General features: G+C 64.3%; 21 protein-coding genes and 1 riboswitch. Of the genes, 10 read left to right on the top strand and 11 right to left on the bottom strand.

The features are described from left to right. The first annotated feature begins 126 nt into the window (after positions 1-126). From NKI41_RS13325 to NKI41_RS13310, 4 genes are all read left to right on the top strand, one after another. Complete coding sequence (locus NKI41_RS13325) at positions 127-3,534, top strand: helicase-related protein (protein WP_352683385.1); 3,408 nt, start codon at positions 127-129, stop codon at positions 3,532-3,534. Between the two features lie 12 nt (positions 3,535-3,546). Further along, a complete protein-coding gene (locus NKI41_RS13320) occupies positions 3,547-3,933 on the top strand; it encodes an RNA-binding S4 domain-containing protein (RefSeq protein ID WP_023680553.1) in 387 nt (128 codons plus the stop codon). Positions 3,934-4,081: 148 nt separating this feature from the next. Then, on the top strand, positions 4,082-4,420 hold the full coding sequence (gene fdxA / locus NKI41_RS13315) for a ferredoxin FdxA (protein ID WP_292664799.1): 339 nt from the start codon (positions 4,082-4,084) through the stop codon (positions 4,418-4,420). Between the two features lie 367 nt (positions 4,421-4,787). Further along, positions 4,788-5,369 (top strand): CarD family transcriptional regulator, encoded by a 582-nt coding sequence (locus NKI41_RS13310; protein ID WP_006327799.1) that lies wholly within the window; start codon positions 4,788-4,790, stop codon positions 5,367-5,369. Positions 5,370-5,446: 77 nt separating this feature from the next. Here NKI41_RS13310 and NKI41_RS13305 read toward each other — a convergent pair whose 3' ends face one another. The 3 genes from NKI41_RS13305 to NKI41_RS13295 all read right to left on the bottom strand — a co-directional run bounded on the left by NKI41_RS13305 (position 5,447) and on the right by NKI41_RS13295 (position 7,790). Beyond that, positions 5,447-6,217, bottom strand: a complete 771-nt coding sequence (locus NKI41_RS13305; protein ID WP_352683383.1) for an amino acid ABC transporter ATP-binding protein — start codon at positions 6,215-6,217, stop codon at positions 5,447-5,449. Further along, positions 6,214-6,894, bottom strand: coding sequence for an ABC transporter permease subunit (locus NKI41_RS13300; RefSeq protein ID WP_352471183.1), 681 nt, complete (start codon positions 6,892-6,894; stop codon positions 6,214-6,216). The genes NKI41_RS13305 and NKI41_RS13300 overlap by 4 nt, the downstream gene beginning before the upstream one ends. A 122-nt stretch (positions 6,895-7,016) precedes the next feature. Beyond that, complete coding sequence (locus tag NKI41_RS13295; protein WP_352683381.1) at positions 7,017-7,790, bottom strand: amino acid ABC transporter substrate-binding protein; 774 nt, start codon at positions 7,788-7,790, stop codon at positions 7,017-7,019. 324 nt (positions 7,791-8,114) lie between these two features. On the opposite strand from NKI41_RS13295, the gene NKI41_RS13290 reads away from it, so the two are divergent. After that, positions 8,115-8,972, top strand: a complete 858-nt coding sequence (locus NKI41_RS13290) for an RNA polymerase factor sigma-32 (protein ID WP_254816490.1) — start codon at positions 8,115-8,117, stop codon at positions 8,970-8,972. Between the two features lie 13 nt (positions 8,973-8,985). Here NKI41_RS13290 and NKI41_RS13285 read toward each other — a convergent pair whose 3' ends face one another. The 4 genes from NKI41_RS13285 to thiB all read right to left on the bottom strand — a co-directional run bounded on the left by NKI41_RS13285 (position 8,986) and on the right by thiB (position 14,618). Next, positions 8,986-10,455 carry a M48 family metalloprotease gene (locus tag NKI41_RS13285; RefSeq protein WP_352683380.1) on the bottom strand — a complete coding sequence of 490 codons (1,470 nt, stop codon included), beginning with the start codon at positions 10,453-10,455 and terminating at the stop codon, positions 8,986-8,988. Positions 10,456-10,708: 253 nt separating this feature from the next. After that, on the bottom strand, positions 10,709-11,500 hold the full coding sequence (gene thiQ / locus NKI41_RS13280; RefSeq protein WP_352613421.1) for a thiamine ABC transporter ATP-binding protein: 792 nt from the start codon (positions 11,498-11,500) through the stop codon (positions 10,709-10,711). After that, positions 11,497-13,116 carry a thiamine/thiamine pyrophosphate ABC transporter permease gene (thiP, locus tag NKI41_RS13275; RefSeq protein ID WP_352471186.1) on the bottom strand — a complete coding sequence of 540 codons (1,620 nt, stop codon included), beginning with the start codon at positions 13,114-13,116 and terminating at the stop codon, positions 11,497-11,499. The genes thiQ and thiP overlap by 4 nt, the downstream gene beginning before the upstream one ends. A gap of 488 nt (positions 13,117-13,604) precedes the next feature. Next, on the bottom strand, positions 13,605-14,618 hold the full coding sequence (gene thiB, locus NKI41_RS13270; protein WP_352683378.1) for a thiamine ABC transporter substrate binding subunit: 1,014 nt from the start codon (positions 14,616-14,618) through the stop codon (positions 13,605-13,607). A 43-nt stretch (positions 14,619-14,661) separates the two neighbouring features. Further along, positions 14,662-14,776, bottom strand: a riboswitch (TPP riboswitch). A 127-nt stretch (positions 14,777-14,903) separates the two neighbouring features. Here thiB and NKI41_RS13265 point away from each other — a divergent pair. The 4 genes from NKI41_RS13265 to NKI41_RS13250 all read left to right on the top strand — a co-directional run bounded on the left by NKI41_RS13265 (position 14,904) and on the right by NKI41_RS13250 (position 18,002). Further along, entirely contained in the window at positions 14,904-15,548 is a 645-nt protein-coding gene (locus NKI41_RS13265; protein ID WP_352683376.1) for a thiamine diphosphokinase, read from the top strand. A gap of 15 nt (positions 15,549-15,563) precedes the next feature. Further along, positions 15,564-17,384, top strand: coding sequence for an ABC-F family ATP-binding cassette domain-containing protein (locus tag NKI41_RS13260; RefSeq protein WP_352683374.1), 1,821 nt, complete (start codon positions 15,564-15,566; stop codon positions 17,382-17,384). A 76-nt stretch (positions 17,385-17,460) separates the two neighbouring features. Then, positions 17,461-17,703, top strand: coding sequence for a type II toxin-antitoxin system CcdA family antitoxin (locus NKI41_RS13255; protein ID WP_254816484.1), 243 nt, complete (start codon positions 17,461-17,463; stop codon positions 17,701-17,703). Then, a complete protein-coding gene (locus NKI41_RS13250; RefSeq protein WP_352450813.1) occupies positions 17,703-18,002 on the top strand; it encodes a CcdB family protein in 300 nt (99 codons plus the stop codon). Before NKI41_RS13255 ends, NKI41_RS13250 begins: the two co-directional genes overlap by 1 nt. A 31-nt stretch (positions 18,003-18,033) precedes the next feature. Here NKI41_RS13250 and NKI41_RS13245 read toward each other — a convergent pair whose 3' ends face one another. Together NKI41_RS13245 and NKI41_RS13240 are read right to left on the bottom strand one after the other, a co-directional pair. Then, a complete protein-coding gene (locus tag NKI41_RS13245) occupies positions 18,034-19,719 on the bottom strand; it encodes a hypothetical protein (protein WP_352683372.1) in 1,686 nt (561 codons plus the stop codon). A 73-nt stretch (positions 19,720-19,792) separates the two neighbouring features. Further along, positions 19,793-21,091 carry an adenylosuccinate synthase gene (locus NKI41_RS13240; RefSeq protein ID WP_023680654.1) on the bottom strand — a complete coding sequence of 433 codons (1,299 nt, stop codon included), beginning with the start codon at positions 21,089-21,091 and terminating at the stop codon, positions 19,793-19,795. A gap of 322 nt (positions 21,092-21,413) precedes the next feature. Between NKI41_RS13240 and NKI41_RS13235 the strand changes: the two genes are divergently transcribed. Beyond that, positions 21,414-22,316 carry a DMT family transporter gene (locus tag NKI41_RS13235; RefSeq protein ID WP_352454884.1) on the top strand — a complete coding sequence of 301 codons (903 nt, stop codon included), beginning with the start codon at positions 21,414-21,416 and terminating at the stop codon, positions 22,314-22,316. Between the two features lie 59 nt (positions 22,317-22,375). On the opposite strand, the gene serA is transcribed toward NKI41_RS13235, so the two are convergent. Both serA and NKI41_RS13225 read right to left on the bottom strand, forming a co-directional pair. Continuing rightward, entirely contained in the window at positions 22,376-23,974 is a 1,599-nt protein-coding gene (serA, locus tag NKI41_RS13230) for a phosphoglycerate dehydrogenase (RefSeq protein WP_352683370.1), read from the bottom strand. Between the two features lie 183 nt (positions 23,975-24,157). Further along, the gene (locus NKI41_RS13225) at positions 24,158-25,333 is read right to left on the bottom strand and encodes a phosphoserine transaminase (RefSeq protein ID WP_352683368.1); all 1,176 of its coding nucleotides are present in this window, start codon (positions 25,331-25,333) and stop codon (positions 24,158-24,160) included. Positions 25,334-25,432 lie beyond the last annotated feature (99 nt).

Genomic DNA, 25,432 nt, shown 5'->3' with positions numbered 1-25,432 from the left:
ATCGGCCTGCCCTCGGCATATTCCGCTTTCGCTTCGCGCCCGAAATCCCTATGTGTCGCCTGTCATACGCGGCCAATATGGGCGCGCTCCCGACAATGCGAGGCAGAGAGCCTTATTTCCAGGCCGATGAACATCCATCCGAAACACACTGAACCGCTGATCCTGTCGGGTCGAGACGTGACGGCCGTGCTCGGCCCGACCAACACCGGCAAGACCCATCTCGCCATCGAACGCATGGTGGCGCACGAAAGCGGCGTCATCGGCCTGCCGCTCAGGCTGCTTGCCCGCGAGGTCTATACGCGCGTCTGCGAGAAGGTCGGCGCCCATAAGGTGGCGCTCATCACCGGCGAGGAAAAGATCCAGCCGGCGGGCGCGAAATACTCGGTCTGCACCGTGGAAGCGATGCCGCGCGAGACCGACGCCGCCTTCGTTGCCATCGACGAGGTCCAGCTCGCCGGCGATCTCGAACGCGGCCACATCTTCACCGATCGCATCCTGCATCTGCGCGGCCGCCAGGAGACGCTGCTGCTGGGCGCGGCCACCATGCACGGCATTCTGCAGCGCCTGCTGCGGGGCGTGTCGGTGGTGACGCGACCACGCCTCTCGCATCTTGCCTATGTCGGCTCGAAGAAGCTGACCCGCCTGCCGCGGCGCACGGCGATCGTCGCCTTCTCGGCCGACGAGGTCTATGCCATCGCCGAGCTGATCCGCCGCCAGCAGGGCGGTGCCGCCGTCGTGCTCGGCGCACTCAGCCCGCGCACCCGCAACGCCCAGGTGGCGCTGTTCCAGTCGGGCGACGTCGACTACCTCGTCGCCACCGACGCCATCGGCATGGGCCTCAACCTCGACCTCGACCACGTCGCCTTCGCCCAGAATCGCAAATTCGACGGCTACCAGTACCGCAACCTGACGGCGGCCGAGCTCGGCCAGATTGCCGGCCGCGCCGGCCGGCATCTGCGCGATGGCACCTTCGGCGTCACCGGCCAGGTCGATCCGCTGGATGATGAACTGGTCAACAAAATCGAGGCGCATGATTTCGACCCGGTGAAAGTACTGCAGTGGCGCACCGCGCATTTCGATTTCGCCAACCTTGATGCGCTGAAGCGCTCGATTGAGACCAACGCTCCGGTCGAAGGCCTGACGCGCGCGCTGCCGGCAGTAGACGCGCAGGCGCTCGAGCATCTGTCGCGCGACGAGGACGTCCGGGCACTCACCACCGATGCCAGGCGCGTGGCGCTGCTGTGGGAAGCCTGCGCGCTGCCCGACTACAGGAAGATCGCGCCGGCCCAGCACGCCGACTTGATCGCCTCCATCTACATGGACCTTGCCAGGCACGGCCATGTCGACGAGAACTACATGGCCGAGCAGGTGCGCCGTGCCGACACCACCGAAGGCGACATCGACACGCTGTCGCACAGGATTGCCCAGATCCGCACATGGACCTTCGTTTCCAACCGGCCCGGCTGGCTGGCCGATCGGGCACACTGGCAGGAAAAGACGCGCGAAATCGAAGACAGATTGTCGGATGCGCTGCATGAGCGGTTGACGAAACGTTTTGTAGACCGCAGGACTTCCGTCCTCATGCGGCGCCTTAGAGAAAACACGATGCCTGAAGCCGAAATCAGCCCAACCGGAACCGTCCTCGTCGAAGGCCATCACGTCGGCGAGTTGCAAGGTTTCCGCTTCACCGCCGACCAGAGCGCCGGCGGCGAAGACGCCAAGGCGGTGCGGGCGGCGGCGCAGAAGGCGCTTGCCGCCGAGTTCGAGGCGCGGGCCGAGCGCTTCGGCGCCTCGGCCAATGGCGACATCGCGCTGGGTTCGGATGGCACGCTGCGCTGGATCGGCGCGCCGATCGGCACGCTGGTCGCCGGCGAAGACGCTTTGAAGCCGCGTCTGGTTCTGCTGGCCGACGAGCAACTCACCGGCCCGGCACGCGACAAGGTTGCGGCGCGCGCCGAGCGCTTCGTAAACTTCCAGATCGAATCCCTGCTGAAGCCGCTGGTCGATCTCAAGAATGCCGAGCAGATCACCGGCATCGGCCGCGGCATCGCTTTCCAGCTTGTCGAGCATTTCGGCCTCATCAACCGTCGCGACATCGCCGACGAGATGAAGTCGCTCGACCAGGAAGGCCGCGCGGCGCTTCGCCGTCTCGGAGTGCGCTTCGGCGCCTACCATGTCTTCGTGCCGGCGCTGATCAAACCGGCGCCGGCCGGGCTGATAACGCTGCTGTGGGCGCTGAGAAACGACGGCAAGGACAAGCCCGGCTTCGGCGATGTCGTTCACGCACTGGCCTCCGGCCGCACCTCGGTGGTCATCGATCCGACCTTCGACAAGACCTTCTACAAGCTTGCCGGCTACCGCAATCTTGGCCGGCGTGCTGTACGCGTCGATATTCTCGAACGGCTGGCCGACCTGATCCGGCCGGCGACCAACTGGAAGCCGGGCCTCGGGCCTCGCCCCGACGGCGCCTATGACGGCCAGTCCTTCATGGTGACGCCGCCGATGATGTCGATTCTCGGCGCCACCGCCGACGACATGGAAGAAATCCTGAAGGGACTCGGCTATCGCGCCGATGCCAAACCGGCGGCCGAGGTCAAGGCGCGGCTCGAAGCACAGGACAATGCCGCGCGTGAAGCTGCCGCTGCAAAGCAGGCGGCGGAAGAGACTGCGCGCGTCGAGCAGGCGAGGATGGCGGAAGCATCTGCCGCGGCAGAGCCGCCGGCGGAGGCTTCGGAACCTGTGTCGGATGCGGCTCCTGTTGCGGAGGCGGCGGCCGAAGCTGTGACCGAAGCGACGGCAGAGCCTGTCGCCGAAGCTCCAGCCCCTGAAGCTGCGGCAGAAGTCACGCAAGAGACCCGGCCCGCCGCGGAGGCGACTGCTGAAGCGCCTGCGGAACCAGCGGCCGAGCCAACGGCGGAACCTGGGGCGGAAACTGAGGCTGCGGCACCGGCAGAGCCGCCGGTTCTCGAAACTACGGAAGCATCGCCGGCCGAACCTGCAGCAACGACGGAAGCTGTCTCCGGCGAAGCTGCTCCAGAAGCCGAGGAGCCAAAACCTGTCCTGTTATGGCGGCAGGGTCGTTTCGACCAGCGCCCGCGTCATCGCCAGCATGACAACCGCCCCCGGGACAATCATCGGGACCATCGCGCGCGCAGTGGTCAAGCTGCGCCGGACAGCCGCAGCGATGCGCCGGTAGATGCCGGCGGGCAAGCGACGCCGGGCGACCGGCCCGCCCGTCAGGGGCGCCACGACCAGCGCGACGGCGCCGGCAAGCCGCGCTTCGATCGCAGCAAGTTCAAGCCCAGGCCGCAAGGCGAGGCGGCAGAGCAGCGCGCCGGCAAGCCGCAAGGTGAACGCCCGGACCGGCGCGAAAACCGGCCCGACTGGAAGGCTGGCCGGCAGGACGGCAAAGGCGGCGCCCAAGGCGCAAAACCCGCCTTCCAGCCAAAGCCGCGTGAGGAACGCCCGGTCCGCTTCGACCCGGACTCGCCGTTCGCCAAGCTCGCCGCGTTGCGCGACCAGCTGAAGAAGTAAGCTGCTCGTCCAATGGTCACTGATGCCCGCCAGCGCATCGACAAGTGGCTGTTCTTCTCGCGCGCGGTAAAATCGCGCACGCTGGCAGCCAAGCTGGTCGTCGCCGGACGCGTCCGCATCAATCGCGACAAAGCAGCGCAGGCCTCCGACACGGTCCGGCCGGGCGACGTTTTGACCATCACGCTGGAGCGGCGGATCTTCGTCTGGAAAGTCCTTGGCACCGGCGTACGGCGTGGCCCGGCCGAAGAGGCCCGCCTGCTCTACGAGGACATGTCGCCGCCCCCAGCGCCCAAGGGCGAGGCGCTTCCGGATGCGGTGCCGCCGTTGCGCGAGGCCGGCAGTGGTCGCCCGACGAAGAAGGAACGCCGCCAGACCGACCACCTGCTCGGCGACGATTGAGCAAGGTCGAACGCCCGCTTTGCCGGCCTTCCGGAATTCCATTCCGGAAACCGCGGCACCGCTGACAGGGGCCGCCCTTGCCACCAGCGGACAAAGGCGTTACCTCACCAAAAAAGCCCAACAAAATGGGACGTCCCGGAGCCGACCAATGACCTATGTCGTGACCGACAATTGCATAAAATGCAAATACATGGACTGCATCGAGGTCTGTCCGGTCGACTGCTTCTACGAAGGTGAGAACATGCTCGTCATCCACCCGGACGAGTGCATCGATTGCGGCGTCTGCGAACCGGAATGCCCGGCCGACGCAATCAAGCCCGACACCGAGTCGGGTCTCGACAAATGGCTGCAGATCAACACCGAATATGCCGAGAAATGGCCCAACATCACCGCCAAGAAGGAGCCGCCGGCCGACGCTAAAAATTTCGATGGCGAAACTGGCAAGTTCGAGAAATATTTCTCCCCGGAGCCCGGCGAAGGCGACTGACGAGCCTGCCGGCTGCGGTGGCCTGACGCCGCGTAACAGACGTGATACATTAACTGCCTTGACAGGCGGCGACGGCGCGCGGCCTTCGCGCGTGCAGCAAAACCTTGATTCTTCCGACTTTTTGTGCTATATGAGCCAAACATGCCGGTGACACAACGTCGATTTATGGCGCAAACGCCCCAAATCACTGAAAGGTGAATTTCTCAATCCGGACCAGAGCGATCTGGGGCAGGCGGTCGCAATGTTGCGATTTGCCGGTCCTGGCCTTTCCGGTGAGTCATCGTTGTGTGGCTAAGGACCGGTCACCCCGGTCGCACGAGTTCGGGCCGGCACGATGCCGGTACCACAACAAGGAGTTCAGGGCGTAATGGCAACGATCACCCCGCAGAAGAAGTCCACCGCAGCGCGCCACGGTTTCAAGACCGGCGAATACATCGTTTACCCGGCGCATGGTGTCGGCCAGATCGTCTCGATTGATGAGCAGGAAGTCGCGGGCCACAAGCTGGAGCTGTTCGTCATCGACTTCCAGAAGGACAAGATGCGCCTCAAGGTGCCGGTCGCCAAGGCGACCTCGATCGGCATGCGCAAGCTGTCGGAAGAGGATTATGTCGAGCGCGCGCTGAAGGTCGTGCAGGGCCGCGCCCGCGTCAAGCGCACCATGTGGTCACGCCGTGCCCAGGAATATGACGCCAAGATCAACTCCGGCGATCTGATCTCGATCTCGGAAGTGGTGCGCGACCTTTACCGCGCCGATAACCAGCCGGAGCAGTCCTATTCCGAGCGCCAGCTCTACGAGGCGGCCCTCGACCGCATGGCCCGCGAGATCGCGGCCGTCAACCGCATGTCGGAGACCGAAGCGGTCCGCCTCATCGAGGTGAACCTCAACAAGGGCCCGAAGCGCGGCGCTAAGGCCGACAACGAGGAAGCCGAGCAGGAAGAAGCCGCCTGAGTTTTTTTGCTTTCGAATCCAGAAAAACCCGGCCTCGCGCCGGGTTTTTTGTTTTGGCTGACCGGCGACGGGCATATCTAACCTTCGCCGCCCTCCCTTTCCGCCTCGTGCTTCAGCGTGGCGATGAACCGCTTGGTCCGCTGGCGCTCCGGGTTGCTGAACAGCACCGCGGCCGGGCCTTGTTCGACGATGTTGCCGGCATCGAGGAACACCACTTCCCGCGCGATCTTCGAGGCGAGCCGCAGATCATGCGTCGCCATCACCATGGTCGTGCCCTCGCTGGCGAGCTTGCCGAGCACGTCGACCACCTCCTGCGCCAGTTCCGGATCGAGTGCAGAGGTCGGCTCGTCGCAGAGCAGGACTTTCGGCGAAGGCGCCAGCGCCCGGGCAATCGCCACGCGCTGCTGCTGGCCACCTGACAGCGTCGCCGGCCAGGCATCGGCCTTGTGCGCCATGCCGACCTTTTCGAGCAGGGCCAGCGCCCGTTCGCGCGCCCTCTCCTTGGGCCATTTCAGCACCGTCACCAGCCCCTCCATGATGTTCTCGATCGCGGTGCGATGCGGAAACAGCTGGAAATTCTGGAACACCATGCCGGTCTGCAGCCGCAGCCGCTGGATATCCCTGGTCGAGATCCTGCCGCCGGGGCGGAATTCGAGTGCATCGTCGCCGATCCGTACCGTGCCTGAAGTCGGGAGCTCGAGCAGGTTGATGCAGCGCAAAAGCGTGCTCTTCCCTCCGCCCGACGGTCCGACAAGCGCCGTAACGCTGCCTTCCTCGATGGTGACGGTCACGCCCTTCAGCACAAGATTGTCGCCGAAACGCTTTTCGATGTTGGTGAGGCCGATCATGCGCGCGCCTCCAGGAAGCCACCATAACGGTTGAGCCGCGTTTCCAGCCGCGCCTGCAAGGCCGACAGCACGGAGCTCATGATCAGATAGAGGGCCGCTGCCTCGACATAGAGGATCAGCGGCTCATAGGTGGTGGCGACGATGCGCTGCGCTGCCTGGAACATCTCCGGCACGGTGATGGCGGCGGCGAGCGAAGTGTCCTTGACCAGCGAGATGAAGGTGTTGGACAGCGGCGGCACGGCGACGCGCCCCGCCTGTGGAAGAATGGTGCGCCGCATTGCCTGGGCCCAGGTCATGCCGATCGAATAGGCCGCTTCCCACTGACCCTTCGGCACCGAACCGATGACGGCGCGGATGATTTCCGACGAATAAGCACCGATGTTCAAGGTGAAGCCGATCAGTGCTGCCGGAAAGGCGTCGAGCAGGATGCCGACCGATGGCAGGCCGTAGAAGATAAGGAACAGTTGCACGAGAAGCGGCGTGCCGCGGAATATCCAGACGTAGAAGCGGACCACGGCGACCAGCGGTTTGGGACCGAACAGCCGGACAAGCGCCACAACCAGGCCTAGTACAAGACCGAATGCAAACGACAGCAGCGTCAGCGGCACGGTGAAGATCAGTGCAGCCCATAGCAGCGTAGGCAGGGATTCCAGCATCAATTGCAGCCAGTGCGGCACGAAGGCTCCTCCTTGCCAGATTGCCGTCGCTCATATCACGCGAAAGCGGCGGGCCGTCAAAAGACAGCTCGCCGCGATATGAACGACGCGGGCCGGCGTTCGGCCCACACGAGAAAGCCGTTTTACTTCGAAACGTCCTGGCCGAAATAGGTGTCGGCGATTTTCTTGTAGGTGCCGTCGGCCTTGATGTCGGCCAGCGCCTTATTGATGGCGGCCACCAGTTCCGGATCGCCCTTGCGCACGATGACGCCGGAATAGTCGGCGTTTTCTTCCTGGGCGGCAATCTTCACATTGGCGTCGGGCTTGTGCTTCGTGAAGTCGAGGAAGGACAGGCTGTCGTTGATGGTGGCGTCGGCGCGGCCGGTAAGAAGCAGCTGGATCGACTGGTCGAAGCCGTCGGTGCCGACGAGCTCGGCGCCATTGGTTTCAGCCAGCTTGCCGAAATTCGAGGTCAGCGATTGCGCCGCCTTCTTGCCCTTGAGATCGGCGAAACCCTTGATGTCGGTGTTGTCGCCGCGCACGATCAGCACCGCCTTGGAGGCGATGTAGGGATCGGAGAAAGCATATTTGGCCTTGCGCGCCTCGGTGATGCCGACCTCGTTGATGACGGCATCGTAGCGGTTGGCATCGAGACCGGCGATCAGCCCGTCCCATTTGCCTTCGAGGAACTGGGCTTTGACGCCGAGGCGCTCGGCGATGGCCCGCGCGATCTCGACGTCGAAGCCGACCAGCGCGCCGGAAGCATCATGATAGGTGAAGGGCGCATAGGTTCCTTCTGTGCCGACCTTGAAGACGCCGGACTGCTTGATCTGGTCGAGATTGGCGCCGGCGTGACCGGCGGCGATGGCCAGAACCTGCAGCGTTCCGGCGATGATGAGCGATTTGAGCCATTTCATTTTTCTGTGATCCGTCCTTGGCCGGTGTCCGGCGTCATTGCGAGTGCCGGAAAATGACAGATGCGCGATGCCAGAATAAGAAACTGAATTTCAAAAATCCCGCACCCTTGAAATCCAATTCTCAACCAGCATCTTCCGGCGCCATCCGGCTGAGTCAAGGCCGGTGGCGAATCGCCTGGAACAGCGCAATCGACATGACAGTCCGGGGGAACATTCCCCCGCATGGCACGTTCTTCGCTGTTGTAGGGCGCGGCGCCGCCATTTCAACCATCGGCGCCAACTCACGATTCGATCGCACCGCAACGCCTGAAGCAGGAGCGCGGCATGATGGAAGACAGTGCAGGACGGACCATGGTTCGCGCGGCGATGAAAGCCCCTTATCTGGAACGTGACGAAGAGCATCTCCTGGCGCTGCGCTGGAAGGAAAACAATGACCAGCACGCGCTGCACCGCATCACCGTCGCGCATATGCGGCTGGTCATTTCCATGGCGTCGCGGTTTCGCCACTACGGCCTTCCGCTGGGCGACCTGATCCAGGAAGGCCATGTCGGGCTGCTGGAGGCCGCGGCCCGTTTCGAACCCGAGCGCGAGGTGCGGTTCTCGACCTACGCGACTTGGTGGATTCGCGCCTCGATGCAGGACTATATCCTGCGCAACTGGTCGATCGTGCGCGGCGGCACCAGCTCGGCGCAAAAGGCGCTGTTCTTTAACCTGCGGCGTCTGCGCGCCCGCCTGGCAAACGGCGCCGAGCAGACGTCGAATGCCACGCTCTACCGCGAAGTGTCGGCGGCTCTCGGGGTATCGGAGGCCGATGTGGCGATGATGGATTCCCGCCTTTCGGCGCCGGACAGCTCGCTCAACACGCCGCTAGCCGACGATGCGGGCGCAACCGAGCGGATGGAGTTCCTGGTTTCGGATGACCCGCTGCCCGATGAGGTCGTCGGCGATACGATCGACGTCGAACGCCGCTCGGTGTGGCTGAAGACGGCACTCGGCGCTCTCAATGCGCGCGAGCTCAGGATTATCGAGGAACGCCGGCTGAGCGACGAGGGCGCGACGCTCGAAGCGCTCGGCGAGACGCTCGGCATCTCCAAGGAACGTGTCCGGCAGATCGAGGCGCGCGCCATGGAAAAGCTCAAGGCGGCGCTGGTAAAGCAGAATCCGGAATTTCTCGCAGCCTGAATCGCGTCGCCTGCTATTTGTCGGTGACGATCTTCACCTTGTCGCCGGCCGAAACCGCGGCACCCGGCGACAGCGCGTTGAGCACCCTGAACAAATCCAGCTTGCGGTCGACGCCGACCATCTGTGCGGCCAGGGAGCCCATCGTCTGGCCGGGCTGCACCGTGACGATGCGGATACGCAGTGGCTTCAGTGCTGCCTTCTCGGCAGCACTCAGGATGCGGAACGAGCCGCTGACCGAGCGCGCCACCGTGCTCAGCGAGGTGCTGGCCGACGGCGCAGCAGTCAGCAAGCGGTAGACCTGGCCGCCGGCGCGGATCACCGCAATGTCGAATTGCCAGCCATCGGCGCCGGCATGCGCGGTTGCCGCTTCGTTGCCGTTGATCGTCTCCTGGCGCACGCTGCTGTCGTCGAGGCCGGCAACCCAGCCGCTGCGGATGTAGTCGGTCAGCGAGCGGTCCTTGTCGATCGAAACGCCATCGAAGCGGATTGCCATGTCGCCCGGGCCTGTGGCCGTCACCGCCGCCGCCGAATTGTCGATGACGAAACCGTTGGGCACCGAGAACGACACACCGAGGCCAGGGTGCAGGAAGGTTTCGCCGCGCACGTAGCCTTCCTCCGGCGTGTCGCCGTAAAGCAGCCCGTCTACGCCGGCAAGAAATGAATCGCGGTCGCGCGACCCGACACCAGGCGCGCCGAACTGGCGGGCGTGGCGCTGCGCGAGATCGATACGCTGCGGCGTGTTGGGGTGCGTCGCCAGGAAGTCGAGGCTTGCGTCGGTGGCGCCGCTGATTGAGCGGAAATCGGTATAGGCCGACATCGACTGCAGGAAGCGGCCGGCGGCGTAGGGGTCGAAACCGGCTTCGCCGATCGACTTGATGCCGATGGCATCGGCCTCCAGCTCCTGATTGCGCGAGAACTGGGCCAGCCTCAGCTTGCCGCGGATCAGCGCCGCCTTGGCCGTCGGGTTGTCGCCGAGCACGTCCGAAACGACCTTGGTCGCCAACCCCTCTTCGGCTTCCAGCTGCTGGCGCTGCAGGCCGTGGTTGGCCGTAACGTGGCCCATCTCATGCGCGATGACGGCGGCAAGCTCGGCGGAATCGTTGGCCAGCGCCAGCAGCCCGCGGGTGATGTAGAGATAGCCGCCCGGCAGCGCGAAGGCATTGACGTTGGGCGAGTTGAGGATGGTGATGCGGTAGGTCTGGGTTGGGTTGGCCGACACCACGGTCAGTCTGCCGACGATCTTGGCCACCATGCGCTCGAGCTTGGGGTCGGAATACTCGCCGCCATAGGTGGCGAGGATGCGCGGGTGCTGCGCCTTCGCCAGTTGAGCGAGCTTGCCGTTGGCGGCGACATTGTCGACCGTGATCGGCTTGTCTGAGGGCTGAAAGCCTGATTCCTGCACGTCGGGAGGCGTGAACATCTGGCAGCTTGCCAGCGCCACGGCAAGACCGGCCAGCGCCAGAAAGCGCGCCAGCGGTTTCACCCTCCGATTGTCGATGCCGGTCGGCAGATCGGCTTCCTTTCAAGTCCTGGCACGTGACCGCGAAAATCGGGCGCGATTTCCGGAAAGCATCACGCGCAAATCAAGTGCTACGGCGTCCTTCGTGCGTCCGACAGATACGAGGCAGCAAGGGCAAATCACGGTCTAGGCCGGACCAGCTCCTGGCGGACCTAGCCACACTACCTCGACCATGGCAAGCAAGCGCCGCTTCGCCTTCCGCCGGTTTGACCATAAATTATGTCCGCTTCCGGGCAACATCTCGTGATCCAGCCGCAAACGGACCCGAGCCGATATAGCGTCGGAATGCCTCCGGTCCAGCCCCGACGAAAAAATCGGCCGCGGTGCCGGTCGCGGCAACCGTGCCACCATCCAGGAAAACCATATTTTGGCCGATACGGCGCGCATCGTCCGGCTGGTGCGTGACGAATAACACCGTCATGCGCTGCTCCGAATGGACGTCGGCCACCAGGTCGAGCATGTCGTCGCGCAGTGCCGGTCCGAGCGAAGCGAACGGCTCGTCGAGCAACAGCACCGGCCGGTCGCGCACCAGGACCCGGGCGAGCGCGACGCGCTGCCGCTCGCCGCCGGAGAGTTCGCGCGGCAGCCGGCTTTCCTTGCCGGCAAGGCCGACGCGCTTCAGCGCTGCGGCGATTGCGGCGCGGTCAGCCTCGCTCAGCCTGAGCGAAGGCGAGCGGCCGAGCCCGACATTCTGCTCGAGGGACAGATGGGCAAACAGGTTGTTTTCCTGGAACACCATCGATACCGGCCGCGCTGATGGCGGCGCAGTGCTGACGTCGGCGCCGCCGATCAGCACGCGGCCCGACCGCGGCGTCTCGAAGCCGGCCACCAGATTGAGCAGCGTCGACTTTCCCGAACCGCTCGGCCCCATGATGGCGGTGATTTCCGACGCCGGGAAATCGACATCGAATATAAGCGGCGTTTCACCATAGCTGAACGAGACATTATCGAGCCGCACGGCCGCGCCTTTTTCCACCGAAATGGACCGTTCCGGGCTGATCGGCATCATGATTTCTCCCTCCTTCCCAGCCAGTCCGCGGCCAACACCAGCGCCAGGCAGACAAGGCCGAGCAGCAGCGCCAGGCCGGCGGCATCCTCGGTGCGGTAACTGCCCATGCGCGCCAGCAGCAGATAGGGCAAGGTCTGCACGGAATCGCTGCCGAACAGCGCAATGACGCCGAGATCGCCGAGCGACAGCGCCATGGCGAACGCGAAGCCGGTGGCGAGCGGCCGCCGCAGCGACGGCCAGTCGACCAGCCGCAACCGGTTCCAGCCCGAGATGCCAAGCTGTGCGCAGAGCCGTTCGTGGCGTTCGCTCGCCGCGTCATAGGCAGGGCGGATGGCGCGGATGGCGAACGGCATCGCCATCACTGCATTGACCGCAACGACCATGACAGGGGCGATCGCAAAGACATCGCCGACGGTGCGCAGGAGCAAGAACCAGCCGGCACCGATGACGATGGGCGGCACCACCAGGACGAACCCCGCACCGGTGTCGGCCAGGTGTTCGAGCAGCGTCCTCCTGCCGCTCCGCCGGGTGAGCGCCAGCGCCCGGCGCGCCATCACCAGCGACAGCGACAACGCCACAGAGAGCAGCGCCGATAGGAGGGAGAGCACGGCACTGGTCGCCGTCGCTTGCCGCACCGCGCTCTCGCCGGCCAGGCGGCCGAGATCGGCGCCAAGCCCGGCTGCCAGCGTGGCCGCCATCGGCCCGGCGACAAACAGCAGTGCGAGCCCGATCGCCAGCGCGTTCAGCACGGTCTCGGCCGCACCGGCTGAAAAATACCGGCGCGGCGCCACCGGCAGATTGGCGTCGCCGGTCATATTGGCGCCAAGCCGCGTCAGTGCCAGCACGACGACGAAGGTCAGGGCAATCTGCAGCAGGGTCAGCGTCACCGCCCGCGCCGGGTCGAAGTCGAAACGCAGCGCCTGGTAGATGGCAACCTCGAGCGTCGTCGCGCGCGGCCCGCCGCCGAGCGTAAGCACGATGGTGAAGGAGGTGATGCACAGCATGAAAACGAGCCCGGCAACGCCCGGCAAGGCCGCACGCAGCGGCGGCCATTCGATCAGCCGGAAGGCCGGCGCAGCACCCATGCCAAGCTGGCTCGCCAGCCGCCATTGGTTAGCCGGCACGGTCTGCAACGCCTCCAGGAACAGCCGCGTCGCCAGCGGCAGGTTGAAGAAGACATGGGCAACGAGTATGCCCGACAGGCCATAGATGCCGGGCCAGCTCTGGCCGCCTAGCGCGCCCAGCGTGCCGGCAAAATAGCCGGCGCGGCCATAGAGCGCCAAGACACCGAGTGCGGCAACAATGGCCGGCAGCGCCAGTGGCACGGCGAAAAGCTGGAGGATGAAGCCTCGCCCGAAAAAACGCGGATGCCGCGACAGGGCGCGCGCGACGAACAGCGCCGGTGCAACGGAGAGCAGGGTCGACAGCAGAGCCTGCCAGAGCGTGAAACGGACGACGCGCAAGAGATAGGAATCGAAAGCGGAGGCGGCGCCGGACAGGTCGCGTGTGGCTTCGACGACGAGCCCGGCGAATGCACCGCCGATCAGCAGCGCGATGGCGGCGAGCGCGACGATGCCGGCAGTGACGCGGGGATCGGCCGGATGACGCGTACGCATGTCGTGCTACCCGACACTACGACAGGTGTTGATCGAAGGAAATACCTGGCAAAGGCCGAGCCCACCCCTCTCTGGCCTGCCGGACATCTCCCCCTCAAGGGGGGAGATTGCGCACTCAGCCGCCTTCGCCAATCTCACAAGTGGCAGGACGAGGAGAGGCGACAAAGCTGCCGATCTCCCCCTTGAGGGCAGGGCTATCGCATTTGGATTCTTACGAAGTTGGACCCCCACCCTAACCCTCCCCACAAGGGGGAGGGAACGCTGCCGCATGCCCTTACTTCCCTTTTTGGCGCCGAAAGGCAGACAATTTGCCGAGGTCAGTGCCAACGGAAGTCTCCCTCCCCCTTGTGGGGAGGGGTTAGGGGTGGGGGTACGTCGTAGAGCGAAAGCCTCGGCGTTCCATCTGCGATAGCCGTGCCCTTGAGGGGGAGATGGCCGGCAGGCCAGAGGGGGGTGGCTTGGCGCAAACATCCGACGAGGCTTGAGCCCTACCTGCTCATCGCCGCAAGCCACTCATCGACCCAGGCCTTGCGGTTGGCCGCGACGTCTTCCGGGCTGAACAGCAAGGTCTTGGTCGGCTTGACCAGCTTGTCGAACGCCGGGTTGAGCGGCTTGTCGGTTTTGCCGGCCGGGAACATCCAGTTGGTTTCGGGAATGACATCCTGGAATTTCGGTCCGGTCATGAAGGCAATGAACTTTTCCGCCAGCGGGTTCTTCGCGCCCTTGGTGGTGATCCCCGCAACCTCGATCTGCAGATATTCGCCCTCCTCGAAGGACGCCGCCTGGTAGCGCTCGGTGTTTTCGGCGACCATGTGGTAGGCCGGCGAGGTCGTGTAGGACAGCACCATCGGCGCCTCGCCCTTGGTGAACAGGCCGTAGGCCTCGCTCCAGCCCGGCGTTACCGTCAGCACCTTCGCCTTGAGTTTGGCCCAGGCTTCCGGCGCCTTGTCGCCATAGACCGACTTGACCCACAGCAGCAGGCCAAGGCCCGGCGTCGAGGTGCGCGGATCCTGGATGACGATCTTCTCTCCGGCATCGCCCTCGACCAATTCCCTGAGGCTCTTCGGCGGGCTCTTCAGTTTTTCGGTGTCGTAGACGACGGCGAAATAGCCATAGTCGAACGGCACGAAAATATCGTCGCTCCAGCCGCCCGGTACATTGACGCCCGAGACGGCGCCGTGCGGCGAAAACAGGCCGGTTGCCTTGGCGTCGGCGGTTAAGTTGGTATCGAGGCCAAGTACGATATCGGCCTTGGTCGCGGCGCCTTCCAGCTTCACACGGTTGAGCAGCGCCACGCCGTCGGCGACCGAGACGAATTCGACGACGCAACTGCATTCGGCCTCGAAGGCCTTCTTCACTGCCGGTCCCGGACCCCAATCGGCGGTGAAGCTTTCATAGGTATAGACCGTCAGTCTATCCTGTGCCGATGCCTGCCCTGGCAGGGCGAGCGCGGATGCCGCAAGCAGGACAATTGAGACAAGAGAGTGGAAAAAACTGCGCATCGGCGCCTCCTTCGTTCGCGTTGAAAGGAATTGAGGCGTCGGGCTGTCCGAAACGTCTAATCCCTCCGCCGGTACAAACCGGATCAGGTTCAGCGGGTTGGCAGTCTTGCCTCTCAGCCGGTCCGCGAAGATCGCGTCCGGCACCCCGTTAGAGCGTTGCGACACATAGGCCCGGCCGAAGTGCTGCGCAAGCGGAAGTTTGCCGGACATCCAAAGCCCAGCCTTCCGTTTCGTCTGCCGTTTCATCTTCCGTTTCCGGGGCAGGGCTGGTAAGGGCCACGAGATATGAGCACATTCACCATCCTGCTTGGCGGCGATCTCATCCGCACGCCGCTGCTCGACCGCCAGGTCGAAGGCTCGCGCGTCATCGCCGCCGACGCCGGCATCGGTCATGCCCGCATGCTGGGCCTGAGGCCGGAACTCTGGGTCGGCGATTTCGATTCGGTGCCTGCCGAGTTGCCGGAGGATCTGGCCGCCGTGCCACGGCAGGTGTTTCCTGCCGAAAAAGACAAGACCGACGGTGAACTCGCTATCGCCGCCGCGCTCGAACGCGGTGCGACAAGCCTTGTGCTCGCAGGCGCCTTCGGCGGCAAACGCACCGACCACATCTTCCTGCATCTGGCGCTGAGCGTCCGGCTGGCGGAAGGCGGAACGGAAGTGCTTTTGACCAGCGGCGCACAGGAAGGCATTCCTTTGCTGCCTGGAAAGACTGGCTTCGACTATGCCGACGGCACGCTGTTTTCGGTGCTCGGCTTTTCGGATCTCGCCGGCCTGACAGTCACCGGCGCCAAATGGCCGCTCGACCATGTCGAGGTTGCGTTCGGCTCGTCGCTGACCATTTCCAACGAGGTCAAGGGCCGGCTGGAAATCGCGCTGGCCAGCGGCCGCGCGCTGCTGCTCGCGCATCCCTACCCTCTTCCGGAAAGCTGAGCCCAGAAAGCTGATATGGCGCCGCCACTTCTCAATCTCGACGGGATAAAGCTGACCTTTGGCGGCACGCCGTTGCTCGACGGTGCCGCCTTGACGGCCTCGGCTGGCGACAAGATTGCCCTGGTCGGCCGCAACGGCTCTGGCAAGTCGACGCTCCTCAAGATCGCCGCCGGGCTGATCGAACCGCAGGATGGCGAAGTCTTCCGCCAGCCCTCGGCAACCGTGCGCTACTTGCCGCAAATGCCCGACATGGACGGTTTTGCGACCGTCCGCGCCTATGTCGAGGCGGGGCTCGGGCCCGCCGACGATCCCTACCGCGCCACCTATCTGATGGAGCATCTCGGCCTGACCGGCGAGGAACGGCCGAACGACCTTTCCGGCGGCGAGGCGCGGCGCGCCGCCCTCGCCCGCGTCATGGCGCCGGAGCCCGACATTCTCCTCCTCGATGAGCCGACCAATCATCTTGACCTTTCGGTCATCGAATGGCTGGAGGAGGAGCTTGCCCGCACCTCCTCGGCACTGGTCGTCATCTCGCATGACCGCCGTTTTCTCGAGCGCGTGTCACGCGCCACAATCTGGCTCGACCGCGGCCAGACCCGCCGTCTCGACAAGGGCTTTGGCTATTTCGAGGAATGGCGCGACACGGTGCTGGAGGAGGAAGAGCGCGAGCAGCACAAGCTCGGTCGCCAGATCGTGCGCGAGGAGCACTGGCTGCGCTATGGCGTGACAGCGCGGCGCAAGCGCAACATGCGCCGGCTCGGTGAGTTGCAGACCATGCGCCAGCGCTTTCGTGGTCATCGCGGCGCCGAGGGTGCGGCGACGATGACAGCCAGCGACGCCGCCGAATCCGGTAAGCTGGTGATCGAAGCCAAGAACATCGAGAAGACCTTTGGCGATCTGACCGTGGTCAAGGGATTCTCGACCCGAATCCAGCGCGGCGATCGCGTCGGTCTGGTCGGGCCGAACGGCGCCGGCAAGACGACGCTGTTGAAGATGCTGACCGGCGAATTGAAGCCGGACGCGGGCACGGTGCGGCTCGGCACAAATCTGGAGATCGCCACGCTCGACCAGAAGCGCGAAGCCGTCGACCCGCAGGAGACATTGGCGCAGTATCTCACCGACGGGCGCGGCGAGAACCTCGTCATAAATGGCGAGCAGCGCCACGTCGTCTCTTACATGAAAGACTTCCTGTTCAAGCCGGAACAGGCGCGCACGCCGGTGCGCGAGCTTTCGGGCGGCGAGCGGGCGCGGCTGATCCTCGCCCGCGTTTTGGCGCGGCCGGCAAACCTGCTTGTGCTCGACGAGCCGACCAACGACCTCGACATGGAGACGCTGGAGCTGCTGCAGGAATTGGTCGCCGGCTTTGCCGGCACGGTGATCCTGGTCAGCCACGATCGCGATTTCCTCGATCGCACCGTGACCAGCATCATCGCGCCGGATGGTGACGGCCGCTGGATCGAATATGCCGGCGGCTATTCCGACATGCTGGCGCAGCGCGGCGGCACCAGGCTGGACGACCGCAAGGCGCGACCAAAGGCCGAGACGGGCGACGCGACGGCGGCAAGCAGGAACGAAGCGGCCGCACCGAAGGGCCCGGCCAAGAAACTGTCGTTCAAGCAGAAATTCGCGCTGGAAACCTTACCCAAGAAGATCGAGGCGGTGTCGGCCTCGATCTCGCGGCTGGAGAACAACATCGCCGATCCGGCCTATTACGAGCGCGATCCGGCCTCGTTCCAGAAGACGATTGCCGCGCTCGACAAGGAGCGCGTCACACTGGCAGCGCTCGAGGAGGAATGGCTGGAACTGGAAATGCTGCGCGAGGAGATGGAGGGGTAATTCGCGAGTTCAAGCACCTTGTCATTGCGACTAGAGAGGAATGCGCATATGTTATGCGCATACTGTGGAGGTGATCATGCGCAAGATAGCTGTGAATGCGGTTCGCCAGCCGGCAAATCTGTCGATCGACTCAAAGCTCATGAAGGAAGCCAAGGGGCTCGATGTGAATGTCTCGCGCGCCGCTGAAGCCGGCATCGCCGAGGCCGTGGCCGCCGAAAAGACGCGGCTGTGGAAGCTTGAGAACCGCGCGACGATAGATGCGTGGAACGAATATGTCGAAAAACACGGTATTCCGCTGGCAGAACATCGGCAATTCTGATGGCGCGCTACGACGTCTTCGCGGGTAGCATCGAAGGCGGCTATCTCCTCGACGTCCAGGCCGATCTGCTAGACCATTTCAAGACCCGGGTGGTCGTCCCGCTTCTGCCGGCTGCGATGGCGCCATCACCAATGCGAAAGCTCCATCCGATTTTCGAGATCAATGGTCGGAAATTGGTCATGGCCACCCATTTGATCGCCACGGTTGCGGCGACGGAACTGGGCGAGAGCCGACTGAATCTGACGAGGCATCACGACGAGATCGTGGCCGCGCTCGATATGCTGTTCCAGGGCTTCTGAGCCAGAGAGGCGTTGGGCTGGTGAGCCGACCTCACCCCGCCGTCTTTGTCTGCCAGGCCTTTAGCGCCTCGTCAAACACCTTCTCGCCGGGAATGCCCTTTTCCATGGTGAGCAGCGCCCGCCGCCCGGTCTTGTAGACGACCGGCACGTCGATCCAGTCCTGACCTCTGAGCAAGGTCAGATTGGCGTCTTCATCCGCCTTGGTATCGTTGAGCGCAACCAGGAAGAAACCGTCGGCGATCTTGGCCGGGATGCCGATCAGCGGGCTTCCGGCATCTTGCTCGGAGCCCTTCATGGCGACACGCAGGATGTTGTCGACGCCGCCGCCCTCGAAGCCGTCAGGCGTCAGGAAGATCATCTCGATAATATGGCTGGCCGGCAGCGTCTGGTCGGTGTTGCGACGGATCGTCATGCGCAACTGGATATCCTTGCCTGGAATGGTCGCCTCGGCGCGGATCGCCGGCTCGGGCGGCAGGTCGCCGCCGGGCGATTCCTGCACCAGCGACCAGACGATGTTGCCGGGCTCGGCCGAGCCTTGAGCGGTGCTGGTGCGCTCCTCGTAGAAGATCGCCTTCTGGCCGACGGCCAACGTGGCTTGCGGCGGAACTGCCGTTGGTGCCGCTGCCGGTGCTGGCGGCGGGGCGGCCGCTGCAGGCGCTGCTGCCCCGTTGGCGGGCGGCGTTGCGGGAGTTGGTGCAGCGGACCCATCGACTGCTGGAGCATTGGCCGTGGCTTGCGTGTCGGCGGGTGCGGCCGGAGCCGGCGCGGCCGGTGCCGGGGTGGTCGGCGCTTGTGCGGCCGATGGCGGCGTGGTCAGTGCGGCGACGGATTCGCCTTCGCCGATGCCCGCCTGCCCGGCCGCGGGGCCGGGATCGACTTCGTGCCCCTCGGGCGTCAGGCGCTGCGTGAACTTCGCGCCCTCGCCGGCATCCGTCGGAGGCGCGGCGGCCGGTACGGCCGCATCGGCCACCGGCTTGGCCGGGGCTGGTTTTACCAGCGGTTCGGTGGCGACGGCTGTGGTCGAGTCGAGGCCGAGCATGCTGCCGAACGCATCCTTGTTCAGCCAGATGCCATAGCCACCACCGGCAATGACGAGCAAGGCAATGGCGGCGGCGATCACACCGCCATAGCTGCGCCTGCGCTCGGCAGGATAGAGCCGCTGGAACCTGTCCTCCGCGGGGCCGCCGTCGTTGGAAAAGTCGTCGCCCGGAAAAACGCCGTCTTGGCCGTCAGCCGTCGGAAGATCCATATCGGACGGCGGCGGACCAGCGCGCTCCTGAGAAAGAGCGACGGGCTGCGGCTTTTGCCAGTTCGGCGCCGCCTTGGCGGGCGTGGGCTGCCAGGCCGGCCCAGTCTTTGCTGGCTCCGTCTTTGCCGGCTCGGTCTTGGCCGGCTGCCATGCCGGCTCCGTCTTTGCTGGCTGTCGGATATGGCTGGACTGGTTCTTGTTGCGGTCGATGGAGGAGAAGATGTCCTCCAGTTCCGCCAGCGGGTCGGGTGGCGGCGCAGGCTTGGCATAGTCCCGCTCGACTTTGGCGATGGCGTCTTCCAGTGCACGCATCTGCCGGTCGACATCGGAAGGCGTCATGGTGGCCTTCTCTGCGAGTTGTTTCGCGATTGACGAACGGGCCCTGTCATAGACCCTGGCGCGCACTTCCGCCGACGGCTCACCGAGTTTATCGAGCGCCTTTTTCAGAATAGGAACAAAATCTACCATACGTCAGTCGACCTGCATTTGTTTCTGGGCCGGCCCCCGCAAATCAGCCGCAATGCCCGGAAAGGCTGAGAAACTAGTCTTGAAACGGATCGGTCACAAGTATCGTGTCGTCCCGTTCAGGGCTGGTGGAAAGGAGTGCGACCGGCGCGCCGATCAGCTCCTCGATGTAGCGGACGTACTTCACCGCCTGGGCCGGCAGGTCGTTCCAGCTGCGTGCGCCGGCAGTGGTGCCTTTCCACCCCTCCAGCGTCTCGTAGACCGGTTCGACGCGGGCCTGCGCACCCTGGCTGGCCGGCAGGTAATCGATCGCCTCGCCGTCGAGTCGGTAGCCGGTACAGACCTTGATCTCGTCCAGCCCATCGAGCACATCGAGCTTGGTCAGCGCAATGCCCTTGATGCCGTTGACGGCGACGGCCTGGCGGACCAGCACGGCATCGAACCAGCCGCAGCGGCGCTTACGGCCGGTGACGACGCCGAATTCATGGCCGCGCGTGCCCAGGAACTCGCCGATCTCGTTCTTCTGTTCGGTTGGAAACGGGCCTTCGCCGACGCGCGTCGTATAGGCCTTGGTGATGCCGAGCACATAGCCGATGGCGCCCGGGCCGACACCGGAGCCTGCGGCGGCCTGACCGGCAACCGTATTGGACGAGGTGACGAACGGATAGGTGCCGTGATCGATGTCGAGCAACGTGCCTTGCGCGCCCTCGAACAGGATGCGCTCGCCGGCGCGGCGCTTGTCGTCGAGGATTTTCCAGACGCGGTCCATATAGGGCAGGATCTCGTCGGCCACCGAGATCAGCTCGCTCATGATCGCCTCATGCGTGACCTCGGCATGGCCGAGCCCGCGCCGCAGCGCATTGTGGTGCGTCAGCAGCCTGTCGACCTTCAAGGGCAGCGTTTCCAAATCCGCCAAATCCATCACCCTGACCGCGCGCCGGCCCACCTTGTCTTCATAGGCGGGACCGATGCCGCGACGGGTCGTGCCGATCTTCGTTCCGGAATTGGAAGCGGCGTCCTCGCGAAATCCGTCCAGCTCCCGGTGCAAGGACAGGATAAGCGCGGTGTTTTCGGCTATTTTCAGGCGGTCTGGCGTCACCTCGACGCCCTGCGCCTTCAATTTCGCAACCTCCGCGACGAAAGCGTGCGGATCGAAGACGACGCCATTGCCGATGATGGACAGCTTGCCTTGCCGCACCACGCCGGACGGCAGCAGCGACAGCTTGTAGACCTTGCCGTCGACGACCAGCGTATGGCCGGCATTGTGGCCGCCCTGGAAGCGCACGACAACATCGGCGCGCTCCGACAGCCAGTCTACGATCTTGCCTTTGCCCTCATCGCCCCATTGCGAGCCGACGACCACCACATTGGCCATATTTCTTTTCCCTTGAGACGCCGCACGAGCAGCTTGAAACAGTTCGAAACGACAGGCCTCTATCGCATCGGCCCCCAAAATCGGAATCGATTTTCGGAAAAGCACGACGCGAGGATTAAAGCCTTCCGACGCGTACTTTGTAGCGTCCAATTGCACGCACGTCGTTCTATAGCGTCAAGACCCGGCGAGCGCGACCACTCTTTGCCGCCCAAAACGCTCCGAGGCACAACAATTTTCGCCTTTGACATCATTTACTTGGGCTGGCGGTCGCAATACGCCCACACCGACCGTCAAATTCCCTCTGCCTGGCCGGGAGCTCACGATGCATCGAGCCGCCTATCTGTTCCTGCTGTTCACCACCTTGCTGTGGGGCGGCAACTCTGTGGCGGGAAAGCTGGCGGTCGGTCATATCTCGCCGATGACGCTGGTCTTCCTGCGTTGGCTGCTGGCGGTTCTGATTCTGCTGCCGATCGGCTGGGGAACGCTACGCCAAGACTGGCCGGTGGTGCGCAGGCACTGGTTGCTGCTTGGCGGGCTCGGCGCTTGCGGCTTCGCCTTTTTCAATGCGATCTTCTACACGGCGCTCAACTACACCACGGCGATCAACGTCTCGATCGAGCAGGCGGCGATACCGATCGTGATCATCATCGCCAATTTCGTGCTGTTTCGCCTGCGGGTGAACCGGGTGCAGATCGCTGGCGTCGTGCTGACCATCATTGGCGTCGCGGTGACGGCGAGCCATGGCGACCTGCGCCAGCTTCTCAAGCTGGATCTCAACTTTGGCGACGCGATCATGCTGGTCGCCGTGCTTTGCTACTCCTTCTATTCGGTGGGGTTGCGGCTGAAGCCGGTCATCCGCTGGCAGAGCCTGATGCTGGCGCTGTCGGTTGCCGCACTCGTCACATCGCTGCCTTTCTTCCTGTGGGAGATTGCCGCCGGCAAGGTCATCGTCCCCGATGCCCGCGGCTGGGCGGTCGCGTTCTATACCGCCATCGGTGCTTCGGTCATCTCGCAGATCTTCTATATCAGGGGCAACGAGCTGATCGGCGCCAACCGGGCCGGCCTGTTCATCAATCTGGTGCCGATCTTCGGTACGCTGCTATCGGTGCTGATTGTCGGTGAGACATTCCAGCTCTATCAGGCGCTGGCTCTCGCGCTGGTGCTCGGTGGCATCAGCCTCGCCGAATACAGCGGACGGAAGATGGCGGCATCCGCTGCTGAATGAAGTCGCTTGCCGCGACGTTCCGCCGCCCCGCGTGCTGCTGCACACGGGGCGGCCGAATTTCAGGCTATCCCCACATCGAAATGCAGCCGCTTGGCGGAGTCGATCGATTTGTGCGAGCGCACCTGCGCCAACACGTTTTCCGGGAACGGCGCATCGAGATAGAGCAATGCGATGGCATCGCCGCCCGGCCGGTTGCGGCCGAGCTGGAAGTTGGCGATGTTGACGCCGTTCTCGCCGCACACCGTGCCGAGCAGGCCGATGATGCCGGGCGCGTCGGCATTGGTCGTGTAGAGCATGTGCTGGCCGACCTCGGCGTCGAGATTGATGCCCTTGATCTGGATGAAGCGCGGCTTGCCGTCCGAAAAACAGGTGCCGGCGATCGAGCGCGTCCTGTGCTCGGTCTTGACCGTCAGCTTGATATAGCCGTCGAACACGCCCGACTTGTCACGCTTGACCTCGGCGACGATAATGCCGCGCTCCTTCACCATGATCGGCGCCGACACCATGTTGACGTCGGAGACCTGCGGCCGGATCAGCCCGGCAAGGGTGGCACTGATCAGCGCGCGCGTGTTCATCGTCGCGGTCGAGCCGTCGAACAGTATCTCGACCTCCTTGATCGGATCCTCGGTGACCTGTCCGACAAAGGCGCCGAGCACTTCGGCAAGCTTGACGAAAGGTTTCAGCCGCGGCGCCTCTTCGGCGGTGATCGACGGCATGTTGATGGCGTTGGAAACGGCGCCCTTGATCAAATAGTCGGACATCTGCTCGGCGACCTGCAGCGCGACATTCTCCTGCGCCTCCATCGTCGACGCGCCGAGATGCGGCGTCGCCACGACATTGTCCATGCCGAACAGTGCGTTGTTCTCCGCCGGTTCGACCTCGAACACGTCGATGCCGGCGCCGGCCACCTTGCCGCTCTTCAGCGCCGCGATCAGGTCGGCCTCGACGATCAGCCCGCCACGGGCGCAGTTGATGATACGCACGCCGGTCTTCATCTTGGCGATCGCCGCGGCGTCGATGATGTTGCGCGTCTTGTCGGTAAGCGGCGTATGCAGCGTGATGAAGTCGGCGCGGGCGAACAGCTCGTCGAGCTCGACCTTTTCGACGCCGAGCTCCTCGGCGCGGCTGTCCGACAGGAATGGATCGAAGGCGATGACATGCATCTTCAGGCCGACGCCGCGCGTAGCGACGATCGAACCGATATTGCCGCAGCCGATGATGCCCAGCGTCTTGCCGGTGATCTCGACACCCATGAAGCGGTTCTTTTCCCATTTGCCGGCATGCGTCGAGGCGTTGGCCTCCGGTATCTGGCGGGCCAGCGCGAAGATCATGGCGACGGCATGCTCGGCGGTGGTGATCGAATTGCCGAAGGGCGTGTTCATCACGATGATGCCCTTGCGGCTCGCCGCCGGTATGTCGACATTGTCGACGCCGATGCCGGCGCGGCCCACGACCTTCAGCCTGGTCGCAGCATTGATCAGCTTCTCCGTGACCTTTGTCGCCGAGCGGATGGCCAGCCCATCATATTGGCCGATCACTTCGAGCAGTTTTTCCTTGTCCTTGCCGAGATCCGGCAAATAGTCGACCTCGATGCCGCGATCCCTGAAGATCTGCACGGCGGTGGTGGAAAGTTTGTCTGAGACGAGAACGCGGGGCATTGGCTTGGTCCTTTGCGATTGGCGTCCCTCCCCCTTGAGGGGAGGGTCGGCGCGAAGCGCCGGGGTGGGGTCGTTGCGGCCGGATGCGGCCAAATCTTTTTCTTTCTGGATGGCGGATCGTTGAACGGGTGGAGGCGACCCCACCCGGCCCTTCGGGCCACCCTCCCCTCGAGGGGGAGGGAGTCAGGCCGCCGCTTTGAGCGACGCCTTTTGCGCGGCAAAGGCCCAGTCGAGCCAGGGCAGCAACGCTTCGAGATCGGAGGTCTCGACTGTCGCGCCGCACCAGATGCGCAGGCCGGGCGGTGCATCGCGGTAGGCACCAATGTCGTAGGCGACGCCTTCCTTGTCGAGCGCCGAGACAATTGCCTTGGCGAACGCAGCCTGTCCATCGGCGTCGAGTGCAGCGACTTGCCGGTCGGTGAAGGAAAGGCAGACCGACGTGTTCGAACGCGTCGCCGGGTCTACGGCAAGATGGCCGAGCCAGGAAGATTTCCGGACAAAGCGATCGAGAACGGCGGCATTGGCATCCGCTCTGGTGACCAGCGCGTCGAGGCCGCCGATCGACTTCGCCCAACGCAGCGCGTCGAGATAGTCCTCGACGCACAGCATCGACGGCGTGTTGATAGTCTCGCCCTTGAAGATGCCTTCGATCAGCTTGCCGCCCGAGGTGAGGCGGAAGATTTTCGGCAACGGCCAGGCCGGCTTGTAGCTTTCCAGGCGTTCGACGGCGCGCGGGCTGAGGATCAGCATGCCGTGCGCGCCCTCACCGCCCAGCACCTTCTGCCAGGAGAAGGTGACGACGTCGAGCTTCCTGAAATCGAGCTGTTGCGCAAAGGCCGCCGAAGTCGCGTCGCAGATGGTCAGGCCCTTGCGGGTGGCCGGGATGAAATCGCCGTTCGGCACGCGCACACCCGACGTCGTGCCGTTCCAGGTGAAGACCACGTCGCGGTCGAAGTCGATTTCGGTCAGGTCGGGCAGTGCGCCGTAGTCCGCCTCTAACCTGCGCACATCGGCGAGCCTCAGCTGCTTGACCACATCGGTGACCCAGCCGGAGCCGAAGCTCTCCCAGGCCACCATGTCGACGCCGCGCTCGCCGAGCAGCGACCACAGCGCCATTTCGACCGCGCCGGTATCCGAGGCCGGCACGATGCCGATGCGGTAATCCGCCGGAACCTGGAGGATTTCCCGGGTCAGCTCGATCGCTTGTTCGAGCTTGGTCTTGCCGATCTTGGCACGGTGCGAGCGCCCGAGCGCGGCATTTTTGAGCGCCTCGACCGACCAGCCGGGGCGTTTTGCACAGGGACCTGAGGAAAAATTGGGATTTGCCGGACGGAATCCGGGCTTCGTATGCGTCGTCATCGTGGTCTATCCTTCCAGATAGTGGCCCCTCGTTGGGGAGGGGTGGCCCACGGACGGCGATATGCGTTCAGGCTTTCGGCGTCAAGGGGAAAGTTTTTG

Source organism: Mesorhizobium sp. M0601, assembly GCF_040320845.1.
GTDB lineage: Bacteria > Pseudomonadota > Alphaproteobacteria > Rhizobiales > Rhizobiaceae > Mesorhizobium.
This window is presented reverse-complemented; position numbering and strand designations above follow the sequence as displayed.